General features: G+C 55.9%; 25 protein-coding genes. 15 read left to right on the plus strand and 10 right to left on the minus strand.

Going from position 1 to position 26,084, the window contains the following annotated elements; genetic code table 11:
- Positions 1 to 107: 107 nt before the first annotated feature.
- Both I3V23_12035 and I3V23_12040 read left to right on the plus strand, forming a co-directional pair.
- Positions 108 to 1,403 (plus strand): adenylosuccinate synthase, encoded by a 1,296-nt coding sequence (locus I3V23_12035; GenBank protein QPI85261.1) that lies wholly within the window; start codon positions 108 to 110, stop codon positions 1,401 to 1,403.
- Between the two features lie 33 nt (positions 1,404 to 1,436).
- Positions 1,437 to 1,670: a DUF2842 domain-containing protein gene (locus tag I3V23_12040; protein ID QPI85262.1), complete on the plus strand. Its 234-nt coding sequence runs from the start codon at positions 1,437 to 1,439 to the stop codon at positions 1,668 to 1,670.
- Between the two features lie 3 nt (positions 1,671 to 1,673).
- Here I3V23_12040 and I3V23_12045 read toward each other — a convergent pair whose 3' ends face one another.
- Positions 1,674 to 3,590, minus strand: a complete 1,917-nt coding sequence (locus I3V23_12045) for a hypothetical protein (GenBank protein QPI85263.1) — start codon at positions 3,588 to 3,590, stop codon at positions 1,674 to 1,676.
- Positions 3,591 to 3,699: 109 nt separating this feature from the next.
- On the opposite strand from I3V23_12045, the gene I3V23_12050 reads away from it, so the two are divergent.
- The 11 genes from I3V23_12050 (at position 3,700) to I3V23_12100 (ending at position 13,419) form a co-directional block, all read left to right on the plus strand.
- On the plus strand, positions 3,700 to 4,404 hold the full coding sequence (locus tag I3V23_12050; protein ID QPI85264.1) for a thiamine diphosphokinase: 705 nt from the start codon (positions 3,700 to 3,702) through the stop codon (positions 4,402 to 4,404).
- Between the two features lie 104 nt (positions 4,405 to 4,508).
- A complete protein-coding gene (gene rpiA, locus I3V23_12055; GenBank protein QPI85265.1) occupies positions 4,509 to 5,291 on the plus strand; it encodes a ribose-5-phosphate isomerase RpiA in 783 nt (260 codons plus the stop codon).
- Between the two features lie 21 nt (positions 5,292 to 5,312).
- Complete coding sequence (gene gorA, locus I3V23_12060; protein ID QPI85266.1) at positions 5,313 to 6,668, plus strand: glutathione-disulfide reductase; 1,356 nt, start codon at positions 5,313 to 5,315, stop codon at positions 6,666 to 6,668.
- Positions 6,669 to 6,792: 124 nt separating this feature from the next.
- Positions 6,793 to 7,929, plus strand: coding sequence for an FtsH protease activity modulator HflK (gene hflK, locus I3V23_12065; protein QPI85267.1), 1,137 nt, complete (start codon positions 6,793 to 6,795; stop codon positions 7,927 to 7,929).
- Entirely contained in the window at positions 7,929 to 8,807 is an 879-nt protein-coding gene (locus tag I3V23_12070; GenBank protein ID QPI85268.1) for a protease modulator HflC, read from the plus strand. The genes hflK and I3V23_12070 overlap by 1 nt, the downstream gene beginning before the upstream one ends.
- Positions 8,807 to 9,010 carry a DUF2065 domain-containing protein gene (locus tag I3V23_12075; protein QPI85269.1) on the plus strand — a complete coding sequence of 68 codons (204 nt, stop codon included), beginning with the start codon at positions 8,807 to 8,809 and terminating at the stop codon, positions 9,008 to 9,010. Before I3V23_12070 ends, I3V23_12075 begins: the two co-directional genes overlap by 1 nt.
- 193 nt (positions 9,011 to 9,203) lie before the next feature.
- On the plus strand, positions 9,204 to 10,706 hold the full coding sequence (locus I3V23_12080; protein ID QPI86826.1) for a Do family serine endopeptidase: 1,503 nt from the start codon (positions 9,204 to 9,206) through the stop codon (positions 10,704 to 10,706).
- A 138-nt stretch (positions 10,707 to 10,844) separates the two neighbouring features.
- On the plus strand, positions 10,845 to 11,417 hold the full coding sequence (locus I3V23_12085; GenBank protein ID QPI85270.1) for a hypothetical protein: 573 nt from the start codon (positions 10,845 to 10,847) through the stop codon (positions 11,415 to 11,417).
- A gap of 697 nt (positions 11,418 to 12,114) precedes the next feature.
- Positions 12,115 to 12,432 (plus strand): H-NS histone family protein, encoded by a 318-nt coding sequence (locus tag I3V23_12090; protein QPI85271.1) that lies wholly within the window; start codon positions 12,115 to 12,117, stop codon positions 12,430 to 12,432.
- A 117-nt stretch (positions 12,433 to 12,549) separates the two neighbouring features.
- Entirely contained in the window at positions 12,550 to 12,840 is a 291-nt protein-coding gene (locus I3V23_12095) for a hypothetical protein (protein ID QPI85272.1), read from the plus strand.
- A gap of 30 nt (positions 12,841 to 12,870) precedes the next feature.
- A complete protein-coding gene (locus I3V23_12100; protein ID QPI85273.1) occupies positions 12,871 to 13,419 on the plus strand; it encodes a hypothetical protein in 549 nt (182 codons plus the stop codon).
- Positions 13,420 to 13,880: 461 nt separating this feature from the next.
- Here the strand turns inward: I3V23_12100 and I3V23_12105 are convergent, their stop codons facing one another.
- Positions 13,881 to 14,762, minus strand: coding sequence for a LysR family transcriptional regulator (locus tag I3V23_12105; GenBank protein QPI85274.1), 882 nt, complete (start codon positions 14,760 to 14,762; stop codon positions 13,881 to 13,883).
- 137 nt (positions 14,763 to 14,899) lie between these two features.
- Between I3V23_12105 and I3V23_12110 the strand changes: the two genes are divergently transcribed.
- Together I3V23_12110 and I3V23_12115 are read left to right on the plus strand one after the other, a co-directional pair.
- Positions 14,900 to 16,015 carry a TauD/TfdA family dioxygenase gene (locus I3V23_12110; GenBank protein QPI86827.1) on the plus strand — a complete coding sequence of 372 codons (1,116 nt, stop codon included), beginning with the start codon at positions 14,900 to 14,902 and terminating at the stop codon, positions 16,013 to 16,015.
- Positions 16,012 to 16,740 (plus strand): class II aldolase/adducin family protein, encoded by a 729-nt coding sequence (locus I3V23_12115; GenBank protein QPI85275.1) that lies wholly within the window; start codon positions 16,012 to 16,014, stop codon positions 16,738 to 16,740. The genes I3V23_12110 and I3V23_12115 overlap by 4 nt, the downstream gene beginning before the upstream one ends.
- Positions 16,741 to 16,752: 12 nt before the next feature.
- Here the strand turns inward: I3V23_12115 and I3V23_12120 are convergent, their stop codons facing one another.
- The 8 genes from I3V23_12120 to I3V23_12155 all read right to left on the minus strand — a co-directional run bounded on the left by I3V23_12120 (position 16,753) and on the right by I3V23_12155 (position 25,883).
- The gene (locus tag I3V23_12120; protein QPI85276.1) at positions 16,753 to 18,231 is read right to left on the minus strand and encodes an inorganic phosphate transporter; all 1,479 of its coding nucleotides are present in this window, start codon (positions 18,229 to 18,231) and stop codon (positions 16,753 to 16,755) included.
- 26 nt (positions 18,232 to 18,257) lie between these two features.
- Positions 18,258 to 18,755 (minus strand): NUDIX hydrolase, encoded by a 498-nt coding sequence (locus tag I3V23_12125; GenBank protein QPI85277.1) that lies wholly within the window; start codon positions 18,753 to 18,755, stop codon positions 18,258 to 18,260.
- A gap of 109 nt (positions 18,756 to 18,864) precedes the next feature.
- Positions 18,865 to 20,040 carry a mandelate racemase gene (locus I3V23_12130; protein QPI85278.1) on the minus strand — a complete coding sequence of 392 codons (1,176 nt, stop codon included), beginning with the start codon at positions 20,038 to 20,040 and terminating at the stop codon, positions 18,865 to 18,867.
- Between the two features lie 11 nt (positions 20,041 to 20,051).
- Positions 20,052 to 21,014, minus strand: coding sequence for a phosphoglycerate dehydrogenase (locus I3V23_12135; GenBank protein QPI85279.1), 963 nt, complete (start codon positions 21,012 to 21,014; stop codon positions 20,052 to 20,054).
- Positions 21,015 to 21,045: 31 nt separating this feature from the next.
- Positions 21,046 to 22,386, minus strand: coding sequence for an aminopeptidase P family protein (locus tag I3V23_12140; GenBank protein ID QPI85280.1), 1,341 nt, complete (start codon positions 22,384 to 22,386; stop codon positions 21,046 to 21,048).
- A 266-nt stretch (positions 22,387 to 22,652) separates the two neighbouring features.
- Positions 22,653 to 23,669, minus strand: a complete 1,017-nt coding sequence (locus I3V23_12145) for a rod shape-determining protein (GenBank protein ID QPI85281.1) — start codon at positions 23,667 to 23,669, stop codon at positions 22,653 to 22,655.
- Between the two features lie 108 nt (positions 23,670 to 23,777).
- Positions 23,778 to 24,839 (minus strand): IS630 family transposase, encoded by a 1,062-nt coding sequence (locus I3V23_12150; protein ID QPI86828.1) that lies wholly within the window; start codon positions 24,837 to 24,839, stop codon positions 23,778 to 23,780.
- A 135-nt stretch (positions 24,840 to 24,974) separates the two neighbouring features.
- Positions 24,975 to 25,883 (minus strand): tyrosine-type recombinase/integrase, encoded by a 909-nt coding sequence (locus I3V23_12155; GenBank protein ID QPI85282.1) that lies wholly within the window; start codon positions 25,881 to 25,883, stop codon positions 24,975 to 24,977.
- Positions 25,884 to 26,084 lie beyond the last annotated feature (201 nt).

Raw genomic sequence — 26,084 nt, forward strand, 5'->3', positions numbered from 1 at the left:
AGGCGGGCAATGCGTTTCGCGCTTTTCACCGAGGCTGCGTGTCGTTATAGACGCCATCGTTTGCAAGAGCCGGCCATTCTGGCCTGCGGATAAGGACGGATCGTAAAATGGCGAATGTTGTGGTTGTTGGCGCGCAATGGGGGGATGAAGGCAAGGGCAAGCTTGTCGACTGGCTCAGCGAGCGCGCAGATGTGATTTGCCGCTTTCAAGGCGGGCATAATGCAGGCCATACATTGGTTATTGACGGCAAGGTCTACAAGCTCAACGCGCTGCCTTCGGGTGTGGTGCGCGGCGGCAAGCTGAGCGTTATTGGAAATGGCGTTGTTCTAGATCCTTGGCACCTCATCGAAGAGATCGGCAAAATCCGCCAAGATGGTGTGACCATCAGCCCTGAAACATTGATGATTGCGGAGAATACCCCGCTGATCCTGCCAATCCATGGTGAGTTGGATCGTGCCCGCGAGGATGCGGCCAGCGCCGGTACCAAAATCGGCACCACAGGCCGCGGCATCGGCCCTGCCTATGAAGATAAGGTTGGTCGCCGTTCGGTGCGGGTTGCGGATTTGGCGGATGAGGCCACCTTGATCGCCCGTGTTGATCGCGCGCTGCAGCATCACGACCCGCTGCGCCGTGGCCTTGGCATCGCGCCTGTCGATCGCGATGCGCTGATCGAAAAGCTCAAGGCCATTGCGCCTGAGATTTTGCCCTACGCCGCACCCGTTTGGAAGGTTCTGAACGAACAGCGCCGCGCGGGTAAGCGTATTTTGTTCGAGGGCGCACAAGGCGCGCTGCTGGACATTGATTTTGGCACCTATCCCTTTGTGACCTCCTCCAACGTCATTGCAGGGCAGGCTGCGACAGGTGTCGGTCTTGGGCCAGGTGCGGTTGATTATGTGCTGGGCATCGTAAAAGCCTATACAACCCGCGTGGGCGAGGGGCCGTTTCCAACGGAATTGGACGATGAAGATGGCACCCGTCTGGGGACGCGTGGCCATGAATTTGGCACGGTCACAGGGCGCAAGCGGCGCTGCGGGTGGTTTGACGCCGCCCTTGTGCGCCAGACCTGCGCGACCTCTGGTGTGAATGGCATTGCGCTGACGAAGCTGGATGTTCTTGACGGGTTTGACACGCTCAAAATCTGCGTGGGCTATGAATTGGACGGCACGCGGATTGACTATCTTCCAACCGCGTCTGAGGCGCAAAAACGCTGCACGCCAATCTATGAAGAGATGGAAGGATGGCATGAGACGACCGAGGGCGCACGCTCTTGGGCGGATTTGCCTGCCAACGCGATCAAATATGTGCGCCGTGTGGAGGAGTTGATTGACTGCCCCGTGGCGCTACTTTCCACCTCACCCGAGCGTGAAGACACAATTCTTGTGACTGACCCGTTCGCGGATTGATCTGATCACCGACCAAAGGGAGAGCTGCCCGTCATGGCCCTTGGCTATAAAACCCGCAAGCGATTGTCCCTGCTTATCCTGATCTTCGGGCTGCCTGCCTATATCGCGGCGGCGTGGTGGCTGATGAGCTTGTTTGAGCGCCCCTCCATCTGGGTGGAGTTTGCCATATATGTGGGGCTTGGTATTTTGTGGGCCCTGCCATTCAAAGCCGTTTTCAAGGGCGTTGGACAGGCGGATCCAGGCGCAGCTCATGACGATCAGCGCTAGCCATTAAGCGAGAGAAAAGGCCCCATTCTCATCGCGGGTAATGCGGCCTGACTGCAACAAGGCTGCAAACCCTTGCAACAGCGTCTCGCGTTCGAAACCCGCCCCTGCATCGACCTCCAGCAGTTCAAGGATTTGTGGGCGCTGAAACTTTGGGCTGTCGGAATAGTCGATGATATGGCGCGCCGCCAAAAGAATTGCGTCTTCCGCCGTTTTAGGGGCCGCGTCTAGAAACGCCGCCGCAAAATTTCCACGAAGGTCTGGGCGCAATTTCGGCAGGTTTTCTGCGCCGCCCCCAATACTGGCGGTGCGTTCTGCCAACATTGCCAAAGTTGCCGTGAACTTGCGGGTTGGCATGCGTGGCACGGGCGCGCCATTGGCATAGCCTCCGCCACCCGCCACGGCGCGGCGTGGGGGCAGCGCTTCTTCAACTTCGCCGAGTGCGGGTGCATTGAGATCAATGCGTTGTTCGGACACCAGCACCAAGGGGGCGGGGCGGGCTGCCACCTCAGATGCCTCTGGCCTATTTTCCAAACTGCCACGCTTTACATCTACGCTCACGCGGCGTGGCCCCTCTGTTGCTTGCGCGACTTGTGCCTCAGCACTTGTTGCAGCCATCGCCGCCTTGAGGTGGCGCAAAGTGTTTTGACGGCGTGCATGTCCCTCATCACCCATATAGGCGTCGCTTGAGGCGAAGAGACGGGCCGCCACCGCGTCAGGATTTTCAGCGGGGGCTGTCATCCCTGGCGGGGTGGTTGAGCTTTTCCCTTCCTCCTGCGCAATGGCGTTGAGTTGTGCCATCAACTCGTCATCGGCCACAGTGTCGAGGGTGGACATTGCTGGTGCAGGCGGGGGTGCCTCCGCGTCACGCGTGTCGCGTTTGGCCAAATCATCCATCCGCTCGGTCATCTCGGTGACGATATCAAGCGGAGGGATGTCCGAAGGCGCAGCTTCGCTTGCAGGGGCGGGGGTGGCCTCATCCTCGACAGTGCTGTCTGGTGTCGGGGATACGGGCAGGTGATCTGGTGTTTCTGGTTTCGGCGCTGTGCGGCGGATGCGCGCCTCGTTCAGAATATCGGCAAGGGCAGCTTCTGCCGCAGCAGCCAAATCAGGATTATCTGTTGCCTCCGCAAAAGTTTCGCCAACCGTGGTTGCCTCTTCGGTTTCGGCTGTCGGTTGCGGGGCTGCCGCCTGCGCAATTGGCTGAGGCGATATTTCGGGCGCGGGTTCCGCCGCGATGGTTGACGCAGCTTCGGTCGTTTTGCGCAAGGTGACAGGCGCGGTCATATCAGAGGCTTCGGCCCCTCTATCGCGGGTCAAGGCCTCGATTTGCGGGTCACGCTCCGATGCTACGGGATCCGCCGAAATCTCAACCGCGGGCGCAGGTTTCGCGGGGGGTGCCATGAAATCGGCGTCAGCGTGTTGATCTTCGGTAAACTCGTCTTGCGGCGCCCGCGAGATCACGCTGCTTAGTGCCGCCAATCTCGGACGCGTGGCCCCCTCCACCGCAGTTGGGGGGGGCGGTGCGGAAACAGCCGCATCGCCCATAGGTTCATCGGCGGGCTTTGGGTCAGGCATAGATGCTGCGCCCGCATCAGGGTTTTGGGCCTCGGGTGCTTTCGGCTGCGCGGCATTGGTCACCATATCTGGGTCAACTGCATCTTGAGCAAGCTCAGGGCGCAGGATCATGCCGTTTTCAATCATCTCGGCGCGAATTTTCCCTCGTGCGGCGGTTTCAGCGAATTGGCGTAGCATCTCGGCATCGGGTTGCGGGGGCTCTGCGCCAAAAAAACGATCCTCTGCGGCGAGGTCACGGAAATATTCTGCGACACCTTTCATGGCGCTGAACGGATCATCAAACCCCTCCAACGTGCAGGAAAATGTGCCATAGGACACCGTTAGAATTTTTTGCGTTTCACCCATCTGAACCACTCGCTTGCGCTTTGGGGCGCATAGACTTCATTTATCATTTATTCATTTACGGTAAAAAAACTATTAATCATAAAGACGACAGGATTGGGGCTATTCAGTGATGAATTCTTGCGAAATTCGCCACAATGCGGCGGGAGAGCCGCGGATCGTTTCCGAAACGGGATTGATCTGCCTGATCGGTGGTGGGGCGGTCGATTTTGAGGCCGTTCAGGATTTGGTCGCGCGCGGGGCGATTCTTGTGGCGGCAGATGGGGGGGCGGATCACGCCCGCGCACTCGGTCTGCGACCTGTTGCTGTTATTGGGGATATGGATTCCATCAGCCCTGAGACGCGCGACCAATTTGGGGATCTTCTGCATCACATTCCCGAGCAGGACAGCACCGATTTTGAGAAATCTTTGCGGGTTTTGGATGTTGCGGGCATCGTAGGTTTTGGGTTTCTAGGGCCGCGCGCCGATCATGGATTGGCCGCGATGCAGGCCTTGGCGCGGCATCAAGGCGCGCCCGTCATTTTGCAAAGCGCGCAGGATGTGGTTTTCCACCTACCTGCGCATCGTGAAATGGCTTTTGAATTGCCACCAGAAACGCGCGTCTCTTTATTCCCCTTTGCCTCTGTGGCTTGTGCCGCTGAAGGGCTGCGTTGGCCCCTTGATGGTTTGACCTTCGACCCGATGGGGCAGATTGGCACATCCAACAAGGCCACGGGTGGGGCGCTGCGTCTGATGGCCAAGGGGGCAGGGCTGCTTGCCATTTTGCCTGCGCGTCACCGTGATCAGGTTTTGCAGAGTTTCGGTTTGTCTCTTTGACCCTCGCATCCCTGAACAAGTTTCGCTAAACATGATGCGAGATCGACAAACGCCACTGGCGCAGCGCGGCTGACCCTTTGGCATGACAATATGGAGACGCGCGAATGGCGGCTGACCTGAACCCAATTGATAAAGCAAAATATGTGGCGGCAAAGCGCGCTGTTGATTTTGTTGAAGATGGGATGCGCCTTGGGCTTGGGACGGGATCAACGGCGGCGTGGATGGTGCGTTGTCTGGGCGAGATGGTGCGCGAAGACGGATTGCAGGTCACAGGTGTTGCCACATCCACCCGCACAGCAGAGCTTGCCCGTGAAGTTGGCATCACAGTCAAAACCTTGGACGAGGTGAAATGGCTGGATCTCACGATTGACGGCGCGGATGAGTTTGACCCAAACTTGAACCTCATCAAAGGTGGCGGTGGTGCGTTGTTGCAAGAAAAAATCGTAGCAACCGCTTCGGATCAGATGATCGTGATTGCCGACCCTGCAAAAGAGGTAACGGGTCTTGGGGCCTTCCCCTTGCCCGTTGAGGTCATTCCGTTTGGATGGCAAACCACCAAAGCCCTGATTGAGGAAGTTTTGGTCAATCTCGATGTTCTGGGTCGCAGCACATCTTTGCGCCTTTCGGGGGAAGAGCCCTATCGCACAGACGAAGGGAATTTCATCATCGACTTGCATCTCAAGCGCATTGCCAACCCGCAACAAGCCTCGCTTGTTCTGAACCAGATCCCTGGCGTGGTGGAGAATGGTTTGTTCCTCGATATTTGCGACATTATCGTGATCGGCAATGGCGATGGCACCGTTGAGGTGCGCAATATCAACGATGGCACGGTCGAGCGGGAAAAGATCGAAATTCTTGAGGGTGATAACCTCTTTAACCTCTCCTAACCCCTCAACTCAGGCTGATTGATGACATTTGACTATGATCTTTTCGTAATTGGTGGTGGCTCTGGCGGGGTGCGCGCCGCACGCGTTGCAGCAGGTTTGGGGGCCAAGGTGGCCTTGGCCGAGGATAGCCGCATGGGGGGCACCTGTGTGATCCGCGGATGCGTGCCCAAAAAACTGATGGTCTTTGCCTCTGAATATGCGCCGATGGCAGAAGATGCAGCCGCCTATGGGTGGGACATTTCACTGGGGGCATTTCATTGGCCAAATTTCCAGCGCAAATTATCCGCCGAGTTAGATCGCCTAGAAGGCGTTTATAACGGCCTGTTGGACAAATCAGGTGTCACTGTTTTTGCGCAGCGCGCCACCCTGTCGGATCCGCATTCCGTGCGCCTTGCCGATGGCACAATCAAATCCGCCAAACATATCTTGATCGCCACGGGCGGTCGGCCTGTCCGCCCCGATGTCAAAGGCGCGGAATATGGCATTGTATCGGATGATATTTTCAACCTGCCGCAACTGCCGAAATCAATATTGATTGTGGGCGGTGGCTATATCGCGTGCGAGTTCGCCTGTATTCTCAACGGCCTTGGGGTTGAGGTCACGCAATATTATCGCGGCGCACAAATTCTGCGTGGCTTTGATGATGAGGCGCGTGGGCTGATTTGCGATCAGATGCGGGCCAATGGGATTTCGATCCATATGGGCACCGATGTGATTGGGATTGAGAAAACAGACACGGGCTTGCGTGTTGAGGCGACCAATGGCGAGATGCAAAGTTTTGATCAGGTGTTTTTTGCCACAGGTCGCCGCCCCAACACAGATGGGTTGGGGTTAGACGCTCTCGGCGTGGAATTGGGCCGTGGTGGTGAGATTGTGGTGGATCAATTCAGCCAAACCGCCGTGCCTTCAATTTATGCGATTGGGGACGTGACCAATCGTGTGAATCTAACCCCCGTTGCCATTCGCGAAGCGATGGCCTTTGTGGCGACAGTCTTTGAAGGCAAAAAGACGCCTGTGGATCATGACTTAATCCCCTCGGCGGTGTTCACACAGCCCGAATTTGGCACTGTGGGCCTGTCTGAGGAAGAGGCCCGCGCGGCAGGCCCGATTGAGGTCTACGCGACCTCTTTCAAACCGATGCAATCCAGTTTTGCCGGGCGTTCTGATCGCGTGATGATGAAATTGGTAGTTTGCGCTGAAACGCGCCGCGTTTTGGGCTGTCACATTGTCGCCCCACAGGCGGGTGAGATGATCCAATTGGCGGGTATTGCTGTGAAAATGGGCGCAACAAAGGAAGATTTTGACCGCGTCTGTGCCGTGCATCCCACCATGTCGGAGGAATTGGTGACACTGAAAACACCCGTCCGCGTGGCTTGAAAATCAGGCGCAAAGGCACATCTGTGACAAGACGGTGATGGCCCATGTGGTGCAGCGTGGCGCGGCAGGGCACAGATTTGACTGAATATGTAAGACGAGAGATCACAAGAGGATATAGCGCAGCATGGCTGGAAATAACGGCGGCCCTTGGGGCTCTGGTGGAAATCGCGGTGGCGATGATGATGGTCGCAATGGCGGCCCGCGGCGCCCTGAACAGGGCGGTGGGCAACAGATCCCCGAATTGGATGATTTGGTTCGCAAGGGCCAAGAGCAACTCCGCGTTTTGATGGGGGGGCGCGGTGGCGGCAATGGCGGCTTTGGCGGCGGCGCAGGCGGCGGTGGGTTTAAACCGACACGCGGCATGTTTCTGCTTGGCGCGGGCGCAGGCATCGTTGCTTGGTTCTTGGCCTCCTTTTACACGGTTCAGCCGTCTCAGCAGGGCGTTGAAACATTCTTTGGCAGTTTCTATCGCACCACGGGCGATGGCCCGCATCTGGCGCCTTGGCCCTTTGTGCGCGCCCAAGTAATCGAAGTCACCACGCAGCGCACCGAGGCGATTGGGTCTTCCCGCGCGGGCGAAGGCCTGATGCTGACCACGGATGAAAACATCGTTGATATTGATTTCCAAGTTGTTTGGAACATCAAAGACCCCGCAGAGTTCCTCTTTAACCTTCGAGATCCAGAGGTCACGGTGCGCTCGGTGTCTGAGGCCGCCATGCGCGAAGTTATCGCGCAATCCGAACTTTCGCCAATTCTAAACCGTGATCGCGGCGTGATCGCAGATCAGGTGCGGGATTTGATCCAAACCACGATGGATGGATATGATTCAGGCATCAATATCGTGCGTCTCAACCTTGACCGCGCTGACCCGCCCGCCGAGGTGATTGACGCCTTCCGTGACGTGCAAGCCGCAGAACAGGAACGCGACCGACTAGAGCGTCAGGCGGATGCCTATGCCAACCAAGCCCTCGCGGGCGCGCGCGGTGAAGCGGCGCAGCTGCTAGAAGAGGCCGAAGGGTATCGCGCCCAAGTGGTCAATGAGGCCGAAGGTCAAGCAAGCCGTTTCTTGGCGGTTCTTCAAGAATATCGCGGGGCGCCCGAAGTGACACGCCGCCGTATCTATCTTGAAACCATGGAGCAGGTTCTGGGTGATGTGAACCTGATCGTCATGGATGAGAATGGCGGGGGGAATGGCGTTGTGCCGTATTTGCCGCTCAATGAATTGCGCAGAACTGAGCCCGCAGCAGGGGGGAATAACTGATGTCTCGTATTGCTTTCCTAATCCCTGTTGGCGTTCTCGCCGTTGCCGTGGCGTTCAGCTCACTGTTCATCGTGGATGAGCGTCAAAAAGCGCTTGTTCTGCAATTTGGTCAAATTCGTCAGGTCATCGAAGAGCCAGGGTTGAATGTCAAAGTGCCGTTCATCCAAGAGGTGGTGTATTATGACGACCGGATCCTGTCGCTTGACACCCAACCGATTGAGGTGACCCCGTCTGATGATCGCCGCTTGGTGGTTGATGCCTTTGCGCGCTATCGGATTTCGGATGTGGTTGCCTTCCGTCAGGCGATTGGCGCGGGCGGTCTGCGCGCGGCTGAGGCGCAATTGCAAGATATTCTCAACCCACAGATCCGTGCTGTTTTGGGTGCTGATGGTGTGACATCAAACACGATTTTGTCGAGCGAGCGCGCAGAACTTATGGCGCGGATCACGGCGCAAGCGCGTGTCTTGGCCGAGCGTTTGGGTCTTGAAGTTCTGGATGTGCGCCTTAAACGCACGGAATTGCCACAGCAAAACCTTGAAGCCACCTTCGCCCGTATGGAGGCCGAGCGGCAGCGCGAAGCCACCGATGAACGCGCCCGTGGTGCCGAGGCTGCACAGCGTGTCCGCGCCCAAGCCGACCGCACCGTGGTTGAGATCGTGTCAGAGGCAACCCGCGAAGCCGAAATCATCCGCGGTGAAGCAGATGGGGAACGGAACCGCATCTTTGCTGAGGCCTTCTCGCAGGATACGGAATTCTTTGAATTCTATCGTTCGATGAATGCCTATAGCCAAGCCCTGCGCACGGGGAATTCAACCTTCCTCTTGGCCCCTGATAGCGAATTCTTTGATTATTTGGGGTCTTCGCAGAGCCCGCGCTGATGCTGGGATTGTCGTGGGACATTATAATTGCAGGGCTTGGTATGGCCCTGCTGATCGAGGGGCTGGTCTTTGTGCTGGCCCCTTCGCGTTTGGAAAATCTGATTGCTTTTCTCGCGGCGATCCCCGTGGAAACACGCCGCCTCATCGGCTTTGGTGCGGTGTGTGTCGGGGTTATCATTCTGGCCTTTGCGGGAAGTTTGTAATTTACTTTCACGGCCTTGTGACGGGGGTGTGAGATAGGGTGATAGGGATGGTTCTTGAATAGCTTTGTGGGCGGCCAAATATTCATCTGACCCTATTGGTTATGACGGAACCTAACCACAGCTCGTCTGGGCGTGGTTTGGGAGATGAAAAAGGAGTGTGCAGGTGAGACGCGATTATCAAACCACGGAATGGATGCGGCCAAGAGGTGCTGCGCGGGCGAATGCAATTGCCATCGCGCCACCGCAGGTCTCGCGTCTGCGCCAAACGGCGCTATTACTGGCTGCCGCACTTGTGGCGCTGGGGCTGATCACCCTGCAAAGCCCCGCGCAAGCGCAATCGGCGCGGCCTGACACGTTTGCAGATTTGGTGGATCAAGTGGGCGATGCGGTGGTGAATATCACCACAACCTCAATCGTTGCCGCCCGCCAACAAGGGCCGCAGGGCATCCAACCCATGCTGCCACCTGGATCGCCATTTGAGGATTTCTTTAACGATTTCATGAACCGCAATGGCCAAGGGGGCCAAGCCCCCCGCCGCTCGCAGGCGCTTGGATCGGGGTTTGTGATCTCTGAAGATGGGTTCATCGTCACCAATAATCACGTGATCGAAGGGGCCGATGAGATTTCGATTGAATTCCGCACGGGCGAGGTGTTGCAGGCTGAATTGATTGGCACAGACCCCAACACAGATATTGCGCTTTTGAAGGTAGACCCTGAAAGCCCGCTCACCTCTGTCTCCTTTGGGGATAGTGACGCGCTGCGCGTGGGCGACTGGGTTATGGCCATGGGAAACCCGCTAGGGCAGGGGTTCTCTGTCTCGGTCGGTGTCGTATCGGCACGCGGGCGGGAATTGTCGGGGGCCTATGACGATTTCATCCAGACAGACGCTGCAATCAATCGCGGTAACTCGGGCGGGCCATTGTTCAACCTCGATGGCGAAGTCATCGGCGTCAACACTGCGATCCTGTCACCCAACGGTGGCTCGATTGGTATCGGGTTTTCTATGGCCTCTGCCGTGGTCAGCGATGTGGTTGATCAATTGCAGCAATTCGGCGAAACTCGCCGCGGATGGTTGGGCGTGCGCATTCAGGACGTGACCCAAGATATCGCCGATGGCCTGTCCTTGGAGGAGGCGCGCGGTGCATTGGTCACAGATGTGCCAGAAGGCCCCGCCCGTGATGCGGGTGTCGAGGTCGGCGATGTGATCCTAAGCTTTGATGGGCAGGATATTCAGGACACCCGCGAATTGGTGCGTGTTGTGGCCGCGGCCCCTGTTGGGGAAACAGTGGATATGGACGTTCTGCGCAGTGGTGACGTTGAAACCCTCTTTGTGACCTTGGGGCGCCGCGAGACCGCGGATGCAGGCGGCGCGGGGCAGCCCGAACCGATTAAACCCGCATCCGTGGATGTGCTTGGCCTGCGCCTTGGACCTATCACCGAAGAGGATCGTGCAGACCTCGCGGCACGGGGCCTGAGCGGTGTGGTGATTGAGGCGGTCGATCCAAGCTCGGACGCGGCGGCAAAGGGCCTGCAGGCGGGCGATATCGTGACCGAAGTTGCGCAAATGCCGATTTCCACCCCACAGGAATTTGACCAAATTGTTGGAGAGGCGCGTGATGCTGGGCAAAAATCTATTCTCTTGCTGATCCGCCGGGCGGGGGATCCACGCTTTGTTGCTCTGACGCTGACGGATTAAGGCATCCCGCCAGGCAGTGAACGACACAGGCGCGGGCTGAATTTATCTTCGGCCCGCGCTATTTCTTTGCCCCAAGCGCAAGGGTTTGCTAGGGGAGGCGTGACCAGAATTTCGACTGCCCCAAGGAGGGCCAAACCCATGCGCCACTTGCCCGTTGCTTTGATCATGACCACCACCTTTTTTGCAGGGTGTCAACCAATGAGCATGCCCCCTGTGGAGGAGTTAAGCCCCCCCCAACAGGCTTTGGCGCAGGTGATCCCGCCCCGTGGTGGGGTGGTTATGGCCGCCTTCACAGACCCGGAACTGCAGCCGCAATATCTGACCGATGATTTGGTGCAGGCCTCGGCCCGCGCTGCCGCCTGCCATCAGGACGCCTATGGGGTGCCACTAGAGATAAGCGACGTCTTGCCAGTCCTCGCGGAACTTCCTGAGACCTTAGTCTATGAGAGCCAGATAGAGACCTTGCAAGCAGCACAGGTATCTGTATTGACCGGTCGCACTCCAGGCTCACAGCGCGTGGATGTCACGTTATTGCGCCACGGGGTTCGTTGGAAAATTGCTGACCTTTCGTATGACGGTAAATTACTGTCGGCTCAATTGGGTGCTCACTGTGATTTTATAGCCCGGGAGGCGGCTGCACTCGAGCGTGCGGCCGCCCAGTCGGAAGCTGAAGCAGACGCGTCAACTCAAGAGGCGCCGCCAGCGAGCTGAGGCCCTATATGGCCATCGATATCTTTTGGCCGCTCGTCTCGCGATGAATTTTTATCATTGCTGGCGATTTCTAATGTAATGGTAGCTTGATAAAATGGTCGCCGTTGTATGAACAATATTACCCTCGATTGCTGGCGCAATTGATTGATTTTACCTGCTGAGATATATTGTCCGCATGGATTAAATTATTTGGAGAGGCTTCCAATGGGGCGGCATGCAAGTTTAGCTCGTATCTGTGTACTGGCATCGCGTCTGGAGCGTATGGAGCAGGCTGCTGGGATAGGCAGCCTGTCTCATCTTGAGAGGAAGGTGTTGAGGGCAGCCTTTGCGGCATCCAATTCGGAAAATATATTTTCTCCGGTTGAGGTTCTTGAAATGTTGAGGGGAGAGGACGGTGTGTCTCGGAGTTCTTTTTTTCGTTCACTCAAAGCTTTGTGTGCAGGTGGCTACGTAACTAGGCTCGGAACGGACAAGAGAGCTGGGTACGCAATTTCGTTGCCAGATTGATATTATTATATTTTTGGTATTAAATCTTCTGCTTCATTCTGAAGTTCTTTAGTCACTTAATTATTTTTGCTTCATTGATTAATTATTGATAAAAGATTTAAAAAATTTTTTTGCGCTCCCATTAAAAAAAATCTTGAATTTTTCTTCCATTTATTGAATTGGTTTCAAGTAATTTATTTGGAGTATCAAAATGAATATAGATCTTGATAACCTCTCCTTAGCTGAACTCCGTGATTTGAATAAGCGCGTCAGTAAGGCTATCGATGGCTACGAAGACCGAATGAAGAGGGAAGCGCTAGCCAAACTTGAGAAGCAGGCTGCCGAGATGGGCTTTTCGCTTTCGGACTTATTGGGCGGGAAACCAAGGAAGTCGGTATCCAAGGTGGCGCCAAAATACGTGAACCCGGACAATTCAGAGCAGACTTGGACTGGGCGTGGGCGCCAGCCAAAGTGGGTCGAGGCACACCTTGCCTCCGGCAAATCACTTGACGGTTTGCTCATAAAGTAACTGAAGCGTTATGTGGCTGGGCGGTGCTTGGCCACATGAGCGGCTATCCAGAAAGTGTTTCGTGGGTTATAATTCAACCCAGTGAGGCGAAATTTTGTGAGGTGGAGGCAATTGGCTATGAATTTTGACATCCTCACCAATGTCGCGCGCTTGCGCTATACGTTGGAAAAAATGGAGGCGTCAGTGGGCATCCACCAACTCACTGAGGCTGAGAAATATGTGCTCAGTGCAGCGGCATTGGCCGCAAAAGCGGACGGCTCATTTTCGCTTCATGATTTAGAGGCGCAGGATTTGATTGCGGACATGCCCGTGAGCACGAAATTCCGCACGCTGCGCTGCCTGATCGATAAGGGCAAGCTGAAGCGCGCAGGCGCAGGTCGCAAGTCCGATTATATTATCGTGGCTTAATCTTTTAAGCTCCCGAGTAAGGCTGTGCGTATGCGGCATGCACTTATGACCGATCTTGTGGCCTTGGTCATGTGTTCGATCTTTTACGCGGTTGCCTTTGAGGCTGTATTTGTAGTCTCGGATAAATTGCAGCAGTCCGTGGTGCCGGGCATTATTTATGGCAGCGTGCTGTTCTTCCCGCATGGTGTGCGGGTGCTGGCGGCCTATTTATTTGGTTGGCGGAGCATCCTCTACCTTGTGCCTATCAGCGCGGTTTATGCGGGGCTTGGAGGTGATGCCGCCACGATCCTCCAAGGGCTTGTTCTGGCATTGGGGAGCCTCGTGGCCTGCGTTCTGGCCTTTGAGGTGTTGAGCCGCTTTGACTTTATCGAGCGCAATTATCTCGCCGTTTCAATCGATTGGAAAAGTCTGGTTCTCGCAGGTGCGTTTGGTGCAATGATGAATGCGGCCCTGCACTACACTTTGGATGTAACAGACGCGCGGGCCTCTGGCGCTATTTTTGTCGGAGATGTGTTAGGTTTTGCAGCAGTGCTCGCAGTTTCGATGCTTTTCTTCAGATTGCTCCGCGAACTCTTCTGAGCCCATCTGCAAATGCGATGATTGGCAAGCAGACGGCCTGTGGAAGTAAATTTTTGCACACCCAAACATAACTTAACCCCACAAGCAGTATAGCTCAGTCGTCACGCCTACTCGGCGGCAAAGTTTTTACTTTGTCTGTGTTGTGCAAGGCGCTCTAACTTTTCTGATAGTGCTTTATGAAGCCGCGGGTGTACAAAATCAGGTTCCAAGTTCGCCATCATACACACTTCTCGAAAGTCTCTCGATGGGTATTCTCCAATCCAGCGCCTGACGTCTTGAAACTCTCGATCCCTGCTGCTTTCGCTTGCTTGTAAATCCTGATTTGCCCTCCACAGGACGGCTTGCCACAGTCTCAACTCTGGAATCGGATCGCTCATTTCGTGAGGCTATCATGGGTATTTTTTCTATCAAGATGAAAGATAACTGCACGTCGATATAATTTGTAGACTTAGCCCCGCAGACTAAGCGACTGTCTTGATCCAGTTAACAAACGAGCGGGTATTTTGTGTCAGTGTTTTCCAGCTTGAGATGTAATATGCCGTACCAAAATTGTGGGCTAGATCTGCGAGTGGTCGAAGTGTTCCATCATTAATTGCGCCAGCAGTAATCGAGCGCCACCCTAGCATGAGGCCTCGGCCATCCAGAGCTGCTTGCATCGCTTGGACATAGTTATTGAATGAGTGCCCTGCCTGCTTAGGCGCTGGCATACCCTTGGCTGCAAGATAGGCCTCCCACCCGGCCCAGTGTTGTGTGTGCGGGTTTCGCACATGTATTAAGGGGGCGCTCCATATTGGAGTGCCACTTGCTCGCAGTGTATCGATGAGCTTAGGGGCTCCCACGGGACAGACCACTTCATCAAACAGCTTTTCGTTGTGCCCGTCACGCCAATTCTGAGCCCCATAACGCAGGGCCAGATCGATATCTGGCGACAGTATTGGTAAGTCTGTGGGTGGCGCCTGGACGTTCACCGTTATTTCTGGGTGCAGCGCGTAAAACTGCGGGAGGCGGGGCATCAGCCAATAGGTCGCAACCCCCAGAGTGCAGGCGACTGTGATTTGCAGCTCACGTCCCGCTTGCGCTGCCCGAATGTCGCTGATGGTCGCGCGAATTTGGCTCAATCCCTCGCGCACAGAGCGCGCCAGCATCTCACCTTCTTCCGTCAAGCTTGCCGGTTTGCGGCGCCGATCCAATAGTGTGGTGCCAATATATTCCTCGAGTGTCTTTATCGCCTGACTGATTGCTGGCTGGCTCACGTTCATTTGTGCGGCAGTCTCGCGCATGGATCCGTGCCGGGCGAATGCCTCAAAGCAGACCAATAAGCGAAGTGGGGGGAAGTGATCCATAATATGATTATAACTCACGACTTATGTTATATTCATATAAATCTACCTATAATTAAAAAATCAATGTGCAATTGTAATTTTTAATTATTGTAATCATCTGGACCAAAGTAATGCTTGACGGAAAATCCTCAGTCGTAATGGCAGTAGAGTTGGGGAATAGGGGCCTGTTCGTGACCCTGCCCAAGCGGGGCCGTCGCTACCTAAATTATTATTGGCTGCGCGACAATTGCCCTAGTTCCTTCAGCCCAATAACGCGTGAACGTAGTTTTGACATTTTTCATTTAGAGCAACCGCCACGAGCGAAAGCAGCCCGGATTGCTGATGGTATCCTGCAGGTTGAGTGGTTAGACGAGGATCACGTGACGCGCATGCCGCTAGACTGGATTGAAACTTATGCAATTGGCAAGCCCCGCCCAGATCCAGCCGACCTCAAGCGTGAGGCTTGGTATAGCGATCACTACCCCAATGTTCCGCGTTTTGCGCAACCGGATCTCCTTGCAGACACTGGACAGCGATCAGCGTGGATTGAGGCCATGCTCGTCTATGGCTTTACGATAGTCACGGACATGCCCGACAGTGACGAGGGATTGACCCAGACTGCTGAGTTGATGGGGTATGTTCGCCCGACATTCTTCGGCACTTATTTTGATGTGCGCACTCACATCAATCCAACCAACACCGCCTACACCTCGGCTGCGCTCGAGCTACACACAGACACACCCGCAGAGGAGTTTGCGCCGGGCATTCAGTTCCTTCACTGTCGTGTCAACACAGTTGAGGGAGGGCAGAGCCTTTACTCTGACGGCGTGGCAGTGGCTAATGATTTCCGGCTGCGAGACCCACGGGGGTTTGAGCTCCTTTCAACGATCTCAATTCCGTTTTTCTGTGAACACGACCACTACGATGCACGCTCACGCCAGACTGTGATTGAACTCGACAATCATGGCGAGGTGTCGGGTCTCACAATTAGCCAGCACATGGCAGATATTTTTGACCTCGATCAGACGCTGTTGGATGAGTATTACCCCGCCTTCTGCCGGTTTGGCCGTATGCTCCAAGAGGACAGGTATATGATGCGCTTCATGATGAAGGGCGGCGAGTGCATGGTGTTCGATAATCACCGAATTGTTCACGGGCGCGCGGCCTATTCAGCAACGAGTGGAGATCGCTATCTGCGAGGTTGCTACGTTGATCGCGGCGAGATGCGCTCGACATATCGCGCATTGGTCAGTGAGGGGCGGTTCAAGTCATGATGGAGGAGCATGAAATTACCCTGCGCGCAGAATTAGCCGATGCGTTTCGAATTTGTCACGCTCTCGGCTGGAGCGAAAGTGTCGGTAACCACTTCAGCGCGGCGCTAGACCCGGATGGCAAAGTCTTTCTTCTAAACCCCCGGTGGCAGCACTTTGCGACCATCAGTCCCGAGGATCTCTTGGCCTTGAATTCAGGTGACCCATCCGTCATGACGCGGAATAACGCGCCCGATGCGTCTGCTTGGTGTATTCATGGGGCAATCCACCGGCGACTGCCGAGCGCGCGTGTGGTGTTGCACGTGCACTCGCCCTATGCGACTGCCTTAGCCTGCCTTGAAGACCCCACACTCTGGCCGATTGACAATAACACTGCACGCTTCTTCGGCCGGGTCGCGTATGATCTGCACTTTGGTGGCATTGCGGACGCGCTAGAGGAAGGCGAAAGGATTGCAGAGGCACTGACTGATAAATCAGTGCTCGTGATGGGCAACCACGGCGTCACTGTCGCGGGACCTACCGTTGCCGATGCGTTTGAGGATCTATATTTTTTCGAGCGTGCGGCCCAGACCCTCATGCTGGCCTATGCAACTGGACGCCCCCTGGCGGTGCTGGAGGATAAAGTGGCGAGGGACACCGCAGAGGGTTGGGTGGCCTATCGTGGTATGGCGGCACGCCACTTTAACCACCTGCGGACTGCCTATGGGCTAGCAAATAACGCTGGCTAGACAATAGCCGTCTTAGAGGTTTGAAAATACCGAGTAAATTGCTGCTGAAATTAAGGCCGCAGATGGGACTGTTATCACCCATGCGGCGATAATCGTCATGAAGTGTGACCGGCGTACCAGCTTGCGGCGCTTCTTCTCCTCGCGCCCCGGTAGGTCAGATTTTGATAGACCAATCTGTAGTCTCTGGCGCCGCCGATTTGCATCCCACTCTCGGAAGAAGCCCACTCCGAAGACACCACCAACCGCTATGTGAGTTGAGCTTACTGGTAGCCCGAGCCAGCTGGCCACGATAACCGTGATTGCCGCTGAGAGGGCCACGCAGTAGGCCCGCATTGGGTTAAGTTTCGTAATTTGATTGCCGACCATGTGGATCAGCTTGGGGCCAAATAGGAATAAGCCAAATGAGATCCCGAGCGCCCCAATAATCATGACCCAAAGGGGAATGGCTGCGGTACTTTCCACCATACCTGATTGCGAGGCCTGCACAATGGCAGCAAGCGGACCCACGGCATTGGCCACGTCGTTTGCCCCATGTGCGAAACTCAACAATGCCGCCGAGACGAGTAGCGGTATGCGGAACAATACCTTGAGCGACTTATTTCTATTTTCCAATCCCTCGGATTGTTTCTTGATCACTGGAAACATTAGGATTGTGACTAAGATGCCCGCTGCCACTCCGATACCGAGCGCTGTGGTGAGATCAATCTTCACTATCTTCTTGATGCCCTTGAGCGCCAAGTAAGTTGCAAATGCACCGGCCATAATTCCAAGTAAAATCGGGACCCACTTTCGAGCCGCCTGAATTTTATCTTCCTGATAGATGATCCGAGACTTGATCAGCGCCAAAAAGCCCGCCGCGATGACGCCACCCAACACGGGTGAGATGACCCAACTCGCCGCGATCGCACTCATGGTGGGCCAATTAACGCTGGCCAACCCCGCGGCGGCGATACCCGCGCCCATGACCCCGCCCACAACTGAGTGAGTGGTGGACACTGGCGCGCCAATCCAAGTCGCTAAGTTAACCCACAGGGCAGAGGCCAATAGGGCGGCAAGCATAGCCCATATGAAACTCTGGGTGTTAGACAGTGCGGATTGGTCAATAATGCCCTTCGCAATGGTCGAGACCACATCTCCGCCCGCAATCAGCGCGCCCGCGCTCTCGAATACAACGGCAATCGCGATTGCGCCGGCCATTGTAATTGCCTTTGCACCTACGGCTGGCCCCATATTATTTGCGACGTCGTTGGCTCCAATGTTGAGTGCCATGTAGGCACCAAAAATTGCTGCCAACACAATTAGGAAGCCACCATCGGAGAAGCCGAACATTGTGGCACTGGCTAAACCGGCTATCGCAATGAAAACAAACGCAAGGCTGGGGCCAACAATTGGGCGTGAAACATAATTAGACGCAACTTCAATTGCAGAAAGACGGTCGAGGTCACGGTCGAGGGTCTCCAAGTGCCTTGGATCAAACTGATTTTGTGCCATATCTCTCTCCAAGGCCGTGAAGTTCGTCAGCGCCCCACGGGTGTATCTTGTCCGGCTACCGCTGTCGAGAAATCTAAGATCATCTTTTTTAATTCGGGTTCCGAAACTTTTTTGGCTGCCTTCTTCGGGGTGAACCACTTACGCTTACGCTGGCTTTTCTCGGGGTAGTTTTTTGTGACCTTCGATACCTCGCAGGAATACACAAAAGTCGTGACGGGCAGTGCCAGGCCACTCGCCATTTTCTTGCGATAGCGATATTGTCCGAGCGGTTCGCTTTCGATCTGAGCAACAGCCACCCCAGCCTCCTCCCAAGCTTCTTGCTTTGCAGCGGGGGACCCGTGCTTGCCCGGCATTGGCCAGCCCTTCGGAATAATCCAGCGCTTTGTGCCGCGGCTCGTAACCAAAAGGATCTGTAATTTCCCTTTTTTGTGGCGATAGCACAGTGCGCCGACTTGAACCCACTCGGGGCGCTGCACCAACAGCTTAAGGCTCTCTTCAACGATTTTTGGAATAAAATTTTTCATGCGGTGCGGATGCCGCCTCTCTGCCGAAGGTGCTTTTGAGCCTCAATCATGTTTCTAGTGTGGATTAGATCCAATAGCCAGCTCAGGGCCCAATATTGTGATCGGCCCGCTAATTGTAGACGATCTGATGTGTTCTGTGCGCGGCAATAAACTCCCAGTCGTAAGCCACGCCAAGCCCCAGGCCATCAGGCAATTGGACCATGCCGTTTTCGTCAATGCAGCCGAGTTGGTCAGTGTAGCCGCATTCGTACACTGGCGGCACTGCATTTGGGCAGTCAGGCCCCACCAGGGCCACCTCGTAGAAGTTTGAGTTACGACTGCGGGCGATCATATGGCGATGCGCGGGCCCACAGGCATGCACCTCGACATCCACGCCAAAACTCTCGGCCATATTATGAATTTTAAGGCAGCCCGTGATCCCCATGTCATATTCGGGATCAGAGCGCAGGAAGTCAGTGCCGCCCGCAATTAAGAAGTCAGCTTTGGGTTCAACGCCACGCACGTGTTCAGTTTGTAGCAGCGGAGTGCGCAACATTTCGCGTAATTTCTTGTGGGCAAAAGCTGAGACGCCGCTGTCGCGGTAGGGATCTTCAAGCCAAAAGTAATTGGCCTCGTCGCAGGCCTTCCCGACGTAGAGCGTGTCCGCGAAGTTGCGCAACTGACAGGCCGGGTCGAGCATCAGCGTCATCTCATCGCCAACAGCCTTACGCACGTGAAGCACTAACTCTGCCTCCTCTCGGGCATTGCCATCGTGCCAGCCGTGGATTTTAAAGCCGCGATATCCCATTTCCTTGCAGGCTAAGGCGAAGTCACCGTAGGCCTCCTTGCAGTCTAGCCCGCCACTGCGGTCGCCGTGGTAGGTGCTGGCATAGGCGGGGAATTCCCGCCGGTGGCTACCGAGTAGTGTGGCTATCGAGCAACCCAGTGCTTTTCCCTGCCAATCCCAGAGGGCAATATCAATCGGCCCATGCCCCATGTGATCAAACTGGCGAGCCTCACGCTTGAGGTCGTCGTATATACCCTCACGCTCCTCCGCGTCGCGTCCAATAAGCATTGGTGCCAGCATCTGCATTTGCCCGAATACTGAGAGTGATGCCCCCCAGTGCACCACGTAGCTTCCAATGCAGCCATCTCCTGTCTCGACTTCAACCGCGTATTTTTTGATTGGCGTGGACGCGCCGGGTCGGTAGTGAAGCCCGCCGATCGAGCTGCCCCCGGCGGACGGTGCCAGATTTGCGGCCTCGAATTCAAATTCAGTGAGGGTGACGCGCGTAATCTTGGTCATTCCAAAGTTTCCTAATTCAATTGATTGATGAGGGGCAGGCCCTCAGCCAGGCGCGTGATGTTATCCGCGATTGTAGCCTGTCGCCGCGCTATGGTGCCGCTTGTCCATCCCGACATGTGCGGCGTCATAACTATGTTTGGCAGCTCCTCGAAGCGGCGTGTCGCGGGGCGGTGTGGTGTGGAGGTATCCGTCGGATAACTGTACCAAGTATCTATGATTGCGCCGCCAATTGTCTTGTCCGCGAGGGCGTCATATAGCGCGTCTTCATCTACCACGCCGCCACGACCCACGTTCAGGAAGACGCAGTGGCGCTGCATGGCGGTGAAGGCTGAGCCGTCAATCAATGAGACTGTGGAGGGCGTGAGCGGGAGCGTGTTGACGACAATGTCAACCGCGCTCAGCATATTGTTGAGTTCGTCTAGACCGTAAACGGCGGTATAGCGTTCGCCCGTGACAGGGCTTCGATTGGCAACGTGCACCGCCATGCCAAAGGCTGCCGCCCGCTCCGCGACGGCCTGCCCGATGTGGCCATGGCCAATGATCCCAATGCTCTGAGCACCCAGTTCGGTTCGCAGAGCCGTGGGGCCCGCGCCCGCCCAAAAATTCCAGGTGCCCGCTCTCAATTGAGCGTCTGCCGTCGCTAGGGGGACGTGACGGGAGAGGAGGGCAGACATTACATATTCTGCAATCGCATTCTCGTGGCCAAAGGCGTTACACACTCTGCAGGTGGCCGGAAGAGCGTCAAATGCCACCTGGTCGTACCCTGCTGCGGGTAGCTGGAATAGTTGCGCATTTCGAGCTGTGACGGGGGACTTGAAGTGGACACCCACTACAACGTCTGCTGCGTTAAGTGCATCCTGAGCAATTTGATCAACCGCGTCCGGTACGCTGGTGATCTCATGGGGGGTCGCTAACAGGTCAGACAATCCCGGTAGAAAGGTTGTGGCATTTGCACCGTAGAAGACAATTTTCATGGCCTCAATGTCTCGTCAGATTGCTGCGTGTTCACTCACCCATAAGATATTGATCAAACGGATAGGTCGAGAGATTTTCGTATCCGCACTCAGTGATGACGACCTGGTCCTCCAACTTGATCGAGAAATCCTGTCCCACTTCACTCACCAGTACCTCCACGCAGAGCGTCATGCCGGGCTGCAGAATGTAGTCGAATGCCCCGGCGACCTCCTGGTCGGGGTAAGCCACCAACGGCCACTCGTCGCACAGTCCGACGCCGTGCATCAGGCACCCATATTTTTGCGCTTGGTATTTGTCTGCGAGGCGGTGCGACTTCGCCACGAGCTCTGGGATGCTGATGCCGGGCCGCAGTAAGCTCATGTTAGTTATCATGTGCTCGTGGGCGTGCCGCATTGCCTCCACCATGTCGGGGCGAGGGCGCTGATCGCCCACCCACCAAGTCCGGCTCATGTCAGTGCATATGCCATAGCTTCCGATGAGGTCAGTGTCGAAGGCTATGATTTCATTGTTTTGCACAATCCGTCCCCCGCACTCCTGAAACCATGGATTGGTGCGCGGGCCCGAGGTGAGGAGGCGTGTCTCGATCCACTCACCCCCTCGGCGAATGTTTTCCGCGTGCAGCACCGCCCATATGTCGTCTTCTGAAACTCCGCCGCGTGGCACCTCGATCCGGGCAAAGTCCTCCATCTTCTGCATGGCGGTCTCGCAGGCGTGGACCGAGCAGCGCATGGCCCGTATCTCGTCGGGCCCCTTAATTGAGCGGGCCTTCTCGGTCAATTCCTCGCCCTCCATGATCTCCAGACCCTGCACCTCGAGCGCGCGGAGCCCGTGGATCATGATTTTGTCAACGGCGAGGCGGTGATTTTGGCCGGCGTGCTCCTCAAGGAGGATCCTCACCTCATTGGAGAATTGATCCGCGGCCACGTCAATTTTATCGCCGCGATCAAAATAGAAGAGATCAGCCCCGGACCGGACCTCGCGCACTAGGGGATTGAACTGTGACAGGAATGGCGCGTTCTTATAGTCCCACATGACCATATACCCGTCCGCACAGAGCAGGACTGCGCGGAATGGGTTGTGGGTGTTCCACAGCTGCATGTTGGTGCTGTCAGTCGCATAGCGAATATTGAGGGGGTCAAAGAGCAAGAGGCCGGCGTAGCCGCGCGCCTGAATAGCCTGCGTCAGGCGAGCCCAACGAAACCGTCGCATCTCCTGCAAATCAGGCAGGACGAGACCCGCATCGGCCCACTCTGCATAGGCAAGCTGGGTAGGCCCAATTTCAATTCGATCTTGGTCATTGGGGGTATTGTCGCCGGTGACGGCACCGCGACTGGGGTCAATCTTGCGACTGTCTCGAAAGTGATTGTTCATGGCACTCCTCCCACCACCAGCGTGGTGAGAGTTTGTCAATTGAACGCGCCGATTTGCGACGGCGGCACCGGCATAGATGCCGCTTTTGTTGTCTGAGTGCGCGCTGCGCAGTGTGACTGGGTACTAGCCATCGCCTGATCGAAGGCTTCTCATTTGACGGGCTTCGGCAGTTCTATTACTACCCCTTGTAGGAACTCCAGAGCATCATGGTGCGCTCAACGTCACGCGGCCCCTCTCGCCAAAAGGCAGCCGTGACCACCAATTTCTTAGGGATCTCGCTGAATTGCGTGCTCAATGCGCCTGCCCAAATTCATTGCAATTTGCGTGCCAAATGCCACGCAATACTTATGATTGTCGGCCACGACTGCCGGGAGGTTTGTCGTATCGCTCAGCGCCTTGTCGATCCCTGTGAGGCCCGCTCCACCGCCCGTGAGAACGAGCCCATGCTCCTGAATGTCCCCCGCCAGGTCAGGTGGCGTCTGCTCCAGGAGTAGCATCACTGCCTCGCAGATACTGTTTACCAATGGCCGCAGTGCCTCGGCCATGTCTGCCTGCGTGACCTCGATCTCTTCCGGGAGGCCGCTGACGCCGTGGCGGCCGCGCACTTTTGTCTTCCTCCCCACGCCGTCACTGGGGGGTGTGGCGGTCCCGATCTCGAACTTCAGCATTTCACACGTGGCCAGGCCGACGTTGAGGTTATATTTCTTTTTCAGGAATGCCGCTATCGCCGCGTCGAAGTGATCGCCGCCAACTCGGATGGATTGCGCCACGACAATGCCGCCGAGAGACAGCACCGCGACCTCGGTCGTGCCGCCGCCAATGTCTACGATCATGGAGCCCGTCGGCTCTAGGACGGGCATTCCGGCGCCCAGTGCGGCCGCCATCGGCTCCTCAACGAGGCCAACACGGCGGCCACCAGCAGCCTCAATGGATGCCTTGATCGCGCGCTTCTCCACTGGGGTGGCGCCGTATGGCACGCACACGAACACGATCGGCTTCCTGAAGGCAAAATTATTCAGGACTTTTTTGAAGAAGGCAGAAATCATGTCCTGGGCCGCGTCAAAATCCGCAATCACGCCATCGGACAGGGGGCGGATGGCCAATATACTCTCCGGTGTCTTGCCCAGCATGAGTTTGGCGTCATCCCCAACCGCTAGGAGGCGTTTCTGACCGTTTTTCATCTGGTAGGCGATCACCGAGGGCTCATCTAAGACGACGCCATTCTTGTTGTCGACGATGACGATGTTGGCAGTGCCGAGGTCAATGCTAATCTCATAAGCCAAGAATTTGTCCTCACTATTAAATTTCTGGCCTTTTGATCACGCAGGCTAGTGGCCAACTGCGGTGGCTCTGGAACAACGAGGCACTCCAGTCTTCTCTTTATACCGCGCTTACTCCAAAACCCGAAAATCCTCGTGAGTGACGACCCTGAAGCTATCTGACACCTGATCACGGAATGTTTTCCACTCTTTGGGCAGGGTCTCTCGAAAGAACCTCAGGATCGCATCTGCGAACTTCTTTTGTGTGGGGTAGTAGCGATTGTGAGTGACGTATTGGTGCATGACCGCCCATAATCGTTCTATCGGATTTAGGTGCGGGCAATAAGGCGGTAGCTGGATCAGTCGTATGCGGCAGTCTGGTCGTTTGAGGAATTCGCGCACGTCCGGGCCCTTATGGTAAGCCGCATTATCCCAGATGACATAGATGATCCGCGAGAGAGGATTGCGTTCCTCAATCTTGGCCAGAAGCTGGGCGGCACTGACCCCGTCTACGGTGGTTGGTTCGACAAAGGGCGCATCAAAATTCTCAAGGTTGAGCGCGCCATGGATATTAACCCGCCCGCGTCCCGCGGTGGTTGTCACGGTGGGCTTTGATCCTGCCTTGACCCAGCCAAACGCAGGCTTTGTCTGATATTCGGGATGCACCGCATCGGCGAAATACACGGCTTCATCGGCGCCCAACCCGTTCAGCAGCTGCTCGTATAGCGCAATGAATTCGGCTTGTTTCTCTTCAGATGCAACGCGTGGCAGCCCTTTCGGCTTCCGGTATTCATAGCCCAGCCGCGACAGAAGCTTGATGCAGCCCGAGTGGGAATAGTCCACGCCATATTGTGCCGCGATGTACGCCCTGATCTCGACAGTCGATCGACAGAAGCGGTCGTCCAGCCAGGTGCAAAGCTCCGTCTCTTGAGCTGTCGTCATGCGGGACTGACCACCCTTCCAGCCGTCGGTCGAAAGCGCGTCCCAGCCGCCCTCTCGGTAGGTCTTGTACCAGCCCCGAATGGTATCATCGTCCAGATACAGAAACTCCGCGATAGCCTGACAGGACTTACCGTCATCAAGGAGCAGGATTGCATTGGCGCGCCGTGCAACGCCGTGATCTTCGCGCTGGCTACGCACGCAAACCTCAAGTTCACGCCGTTCTGAAGAGGAGAGAAAACCGGGACGGATCATGCGCATATCTGAATCGTTGCCCACTCGAACGTCAACCCTTCAAATCTCGGTTCTTCAATGACTCCCAGTATATCCATGATTTTACAAAAATATTAATTGCAATCAATCAATGTTTTTTCTGGGCTATGACTGTGCCTAAGCACTTTCCCAGACGTTGTGCTCCGCCTTCTCTAGGTATCGCGCCAAAATTGTGGGTGTGCGCCAGCCGCCCGCACGCATTATGGCGACGCTGTCGTGTCCTCTCCGGAGTAATTCCTGCGCGGCGCCGACCCGGAGTGAGTGCGCGCTAAAGTCACTCACGACCCAGGGGTCGTACCCAGCCGCGCGCGCGCTCGACTTGATGATGTTTTTCACGGTGGAGCCAGATAGCGGCCGATTGATAGCCACGCCGCGGTAGATCGAGCAGAAGAGGGGAGCTATCTCGCCGCCGCGGCACTCCAGCCAGGCGCCCAAGAGACTGGCAGAGCGCGGCGACGTGAATGCAATGCGGCCTAGACCAGATTGATCCGTCTTGGATCGGCGCAGGATTACCTCCAGCGTGCCGTCCCGGCGCCAAATCACATCCTCGCTGCGCAGCGCGGTAATTTCTGACCGGCGCGCCAACAAGTCATAGCCGAGCGAGAGAAGGGCCCGATTGCGGAGCCCCCAGGGCGTGTCGGGCTGCACGTGTAGGAGTTTGTGTAGTGCGTCGAGACTGAGACCCCGAGCCTGCTTGGGCCGCGTCGGCCGCGCCCGAGCGATCCGGCGCAGGCACAATCCGACTTCTGGACTATTGGTGGGGTCAGACACTCCCGCCAGCGTGAAGACACGGCGGGCGCTGTAGACGCGCCGCACGACAGTGCCATGACACATGCCACGCTCCGCCTCATGCTCCAAGAAGTCACACACGCTCTCGGGTGACAGGGCATCCCAATTGAGGCCATGTCTCACGCACCAGTCGACTAGCGCGCGCATGTCGGTATAGTACGACTTAATCGTGGCGGGCGCGTATGCACCGTTTAGGCGTGTGATAAAATTCTGCCAATTATTTGATTGGATACCCATGAAACATATTTTGAACTAAATTGGTCCAAAATGCAAGAGCAACATGAAATTTGTGCAAGCCAAATAGTTCTGGCACGTGCAGCCCTTGGATTATCAATTAGGGGGCTGTCTGTGAGCACCGGAATTAGTATGTCGTCACTGAAAAGATATGAGCTAGCCGCTAAGGTTCCCACTGCTACCAAAGGGCATCTTCAACTACTA

This window comes from Rhodobacterales bacterium HKCCA1288 (genome assembly GCA_015693905.1).
In the GTDB taxonomy this organism is placed as follows: Bacteria; Pseudomonadota; Alphaproteobacteria; order Rhodobacterales; family Rhodobacteraceae; genus M30B80.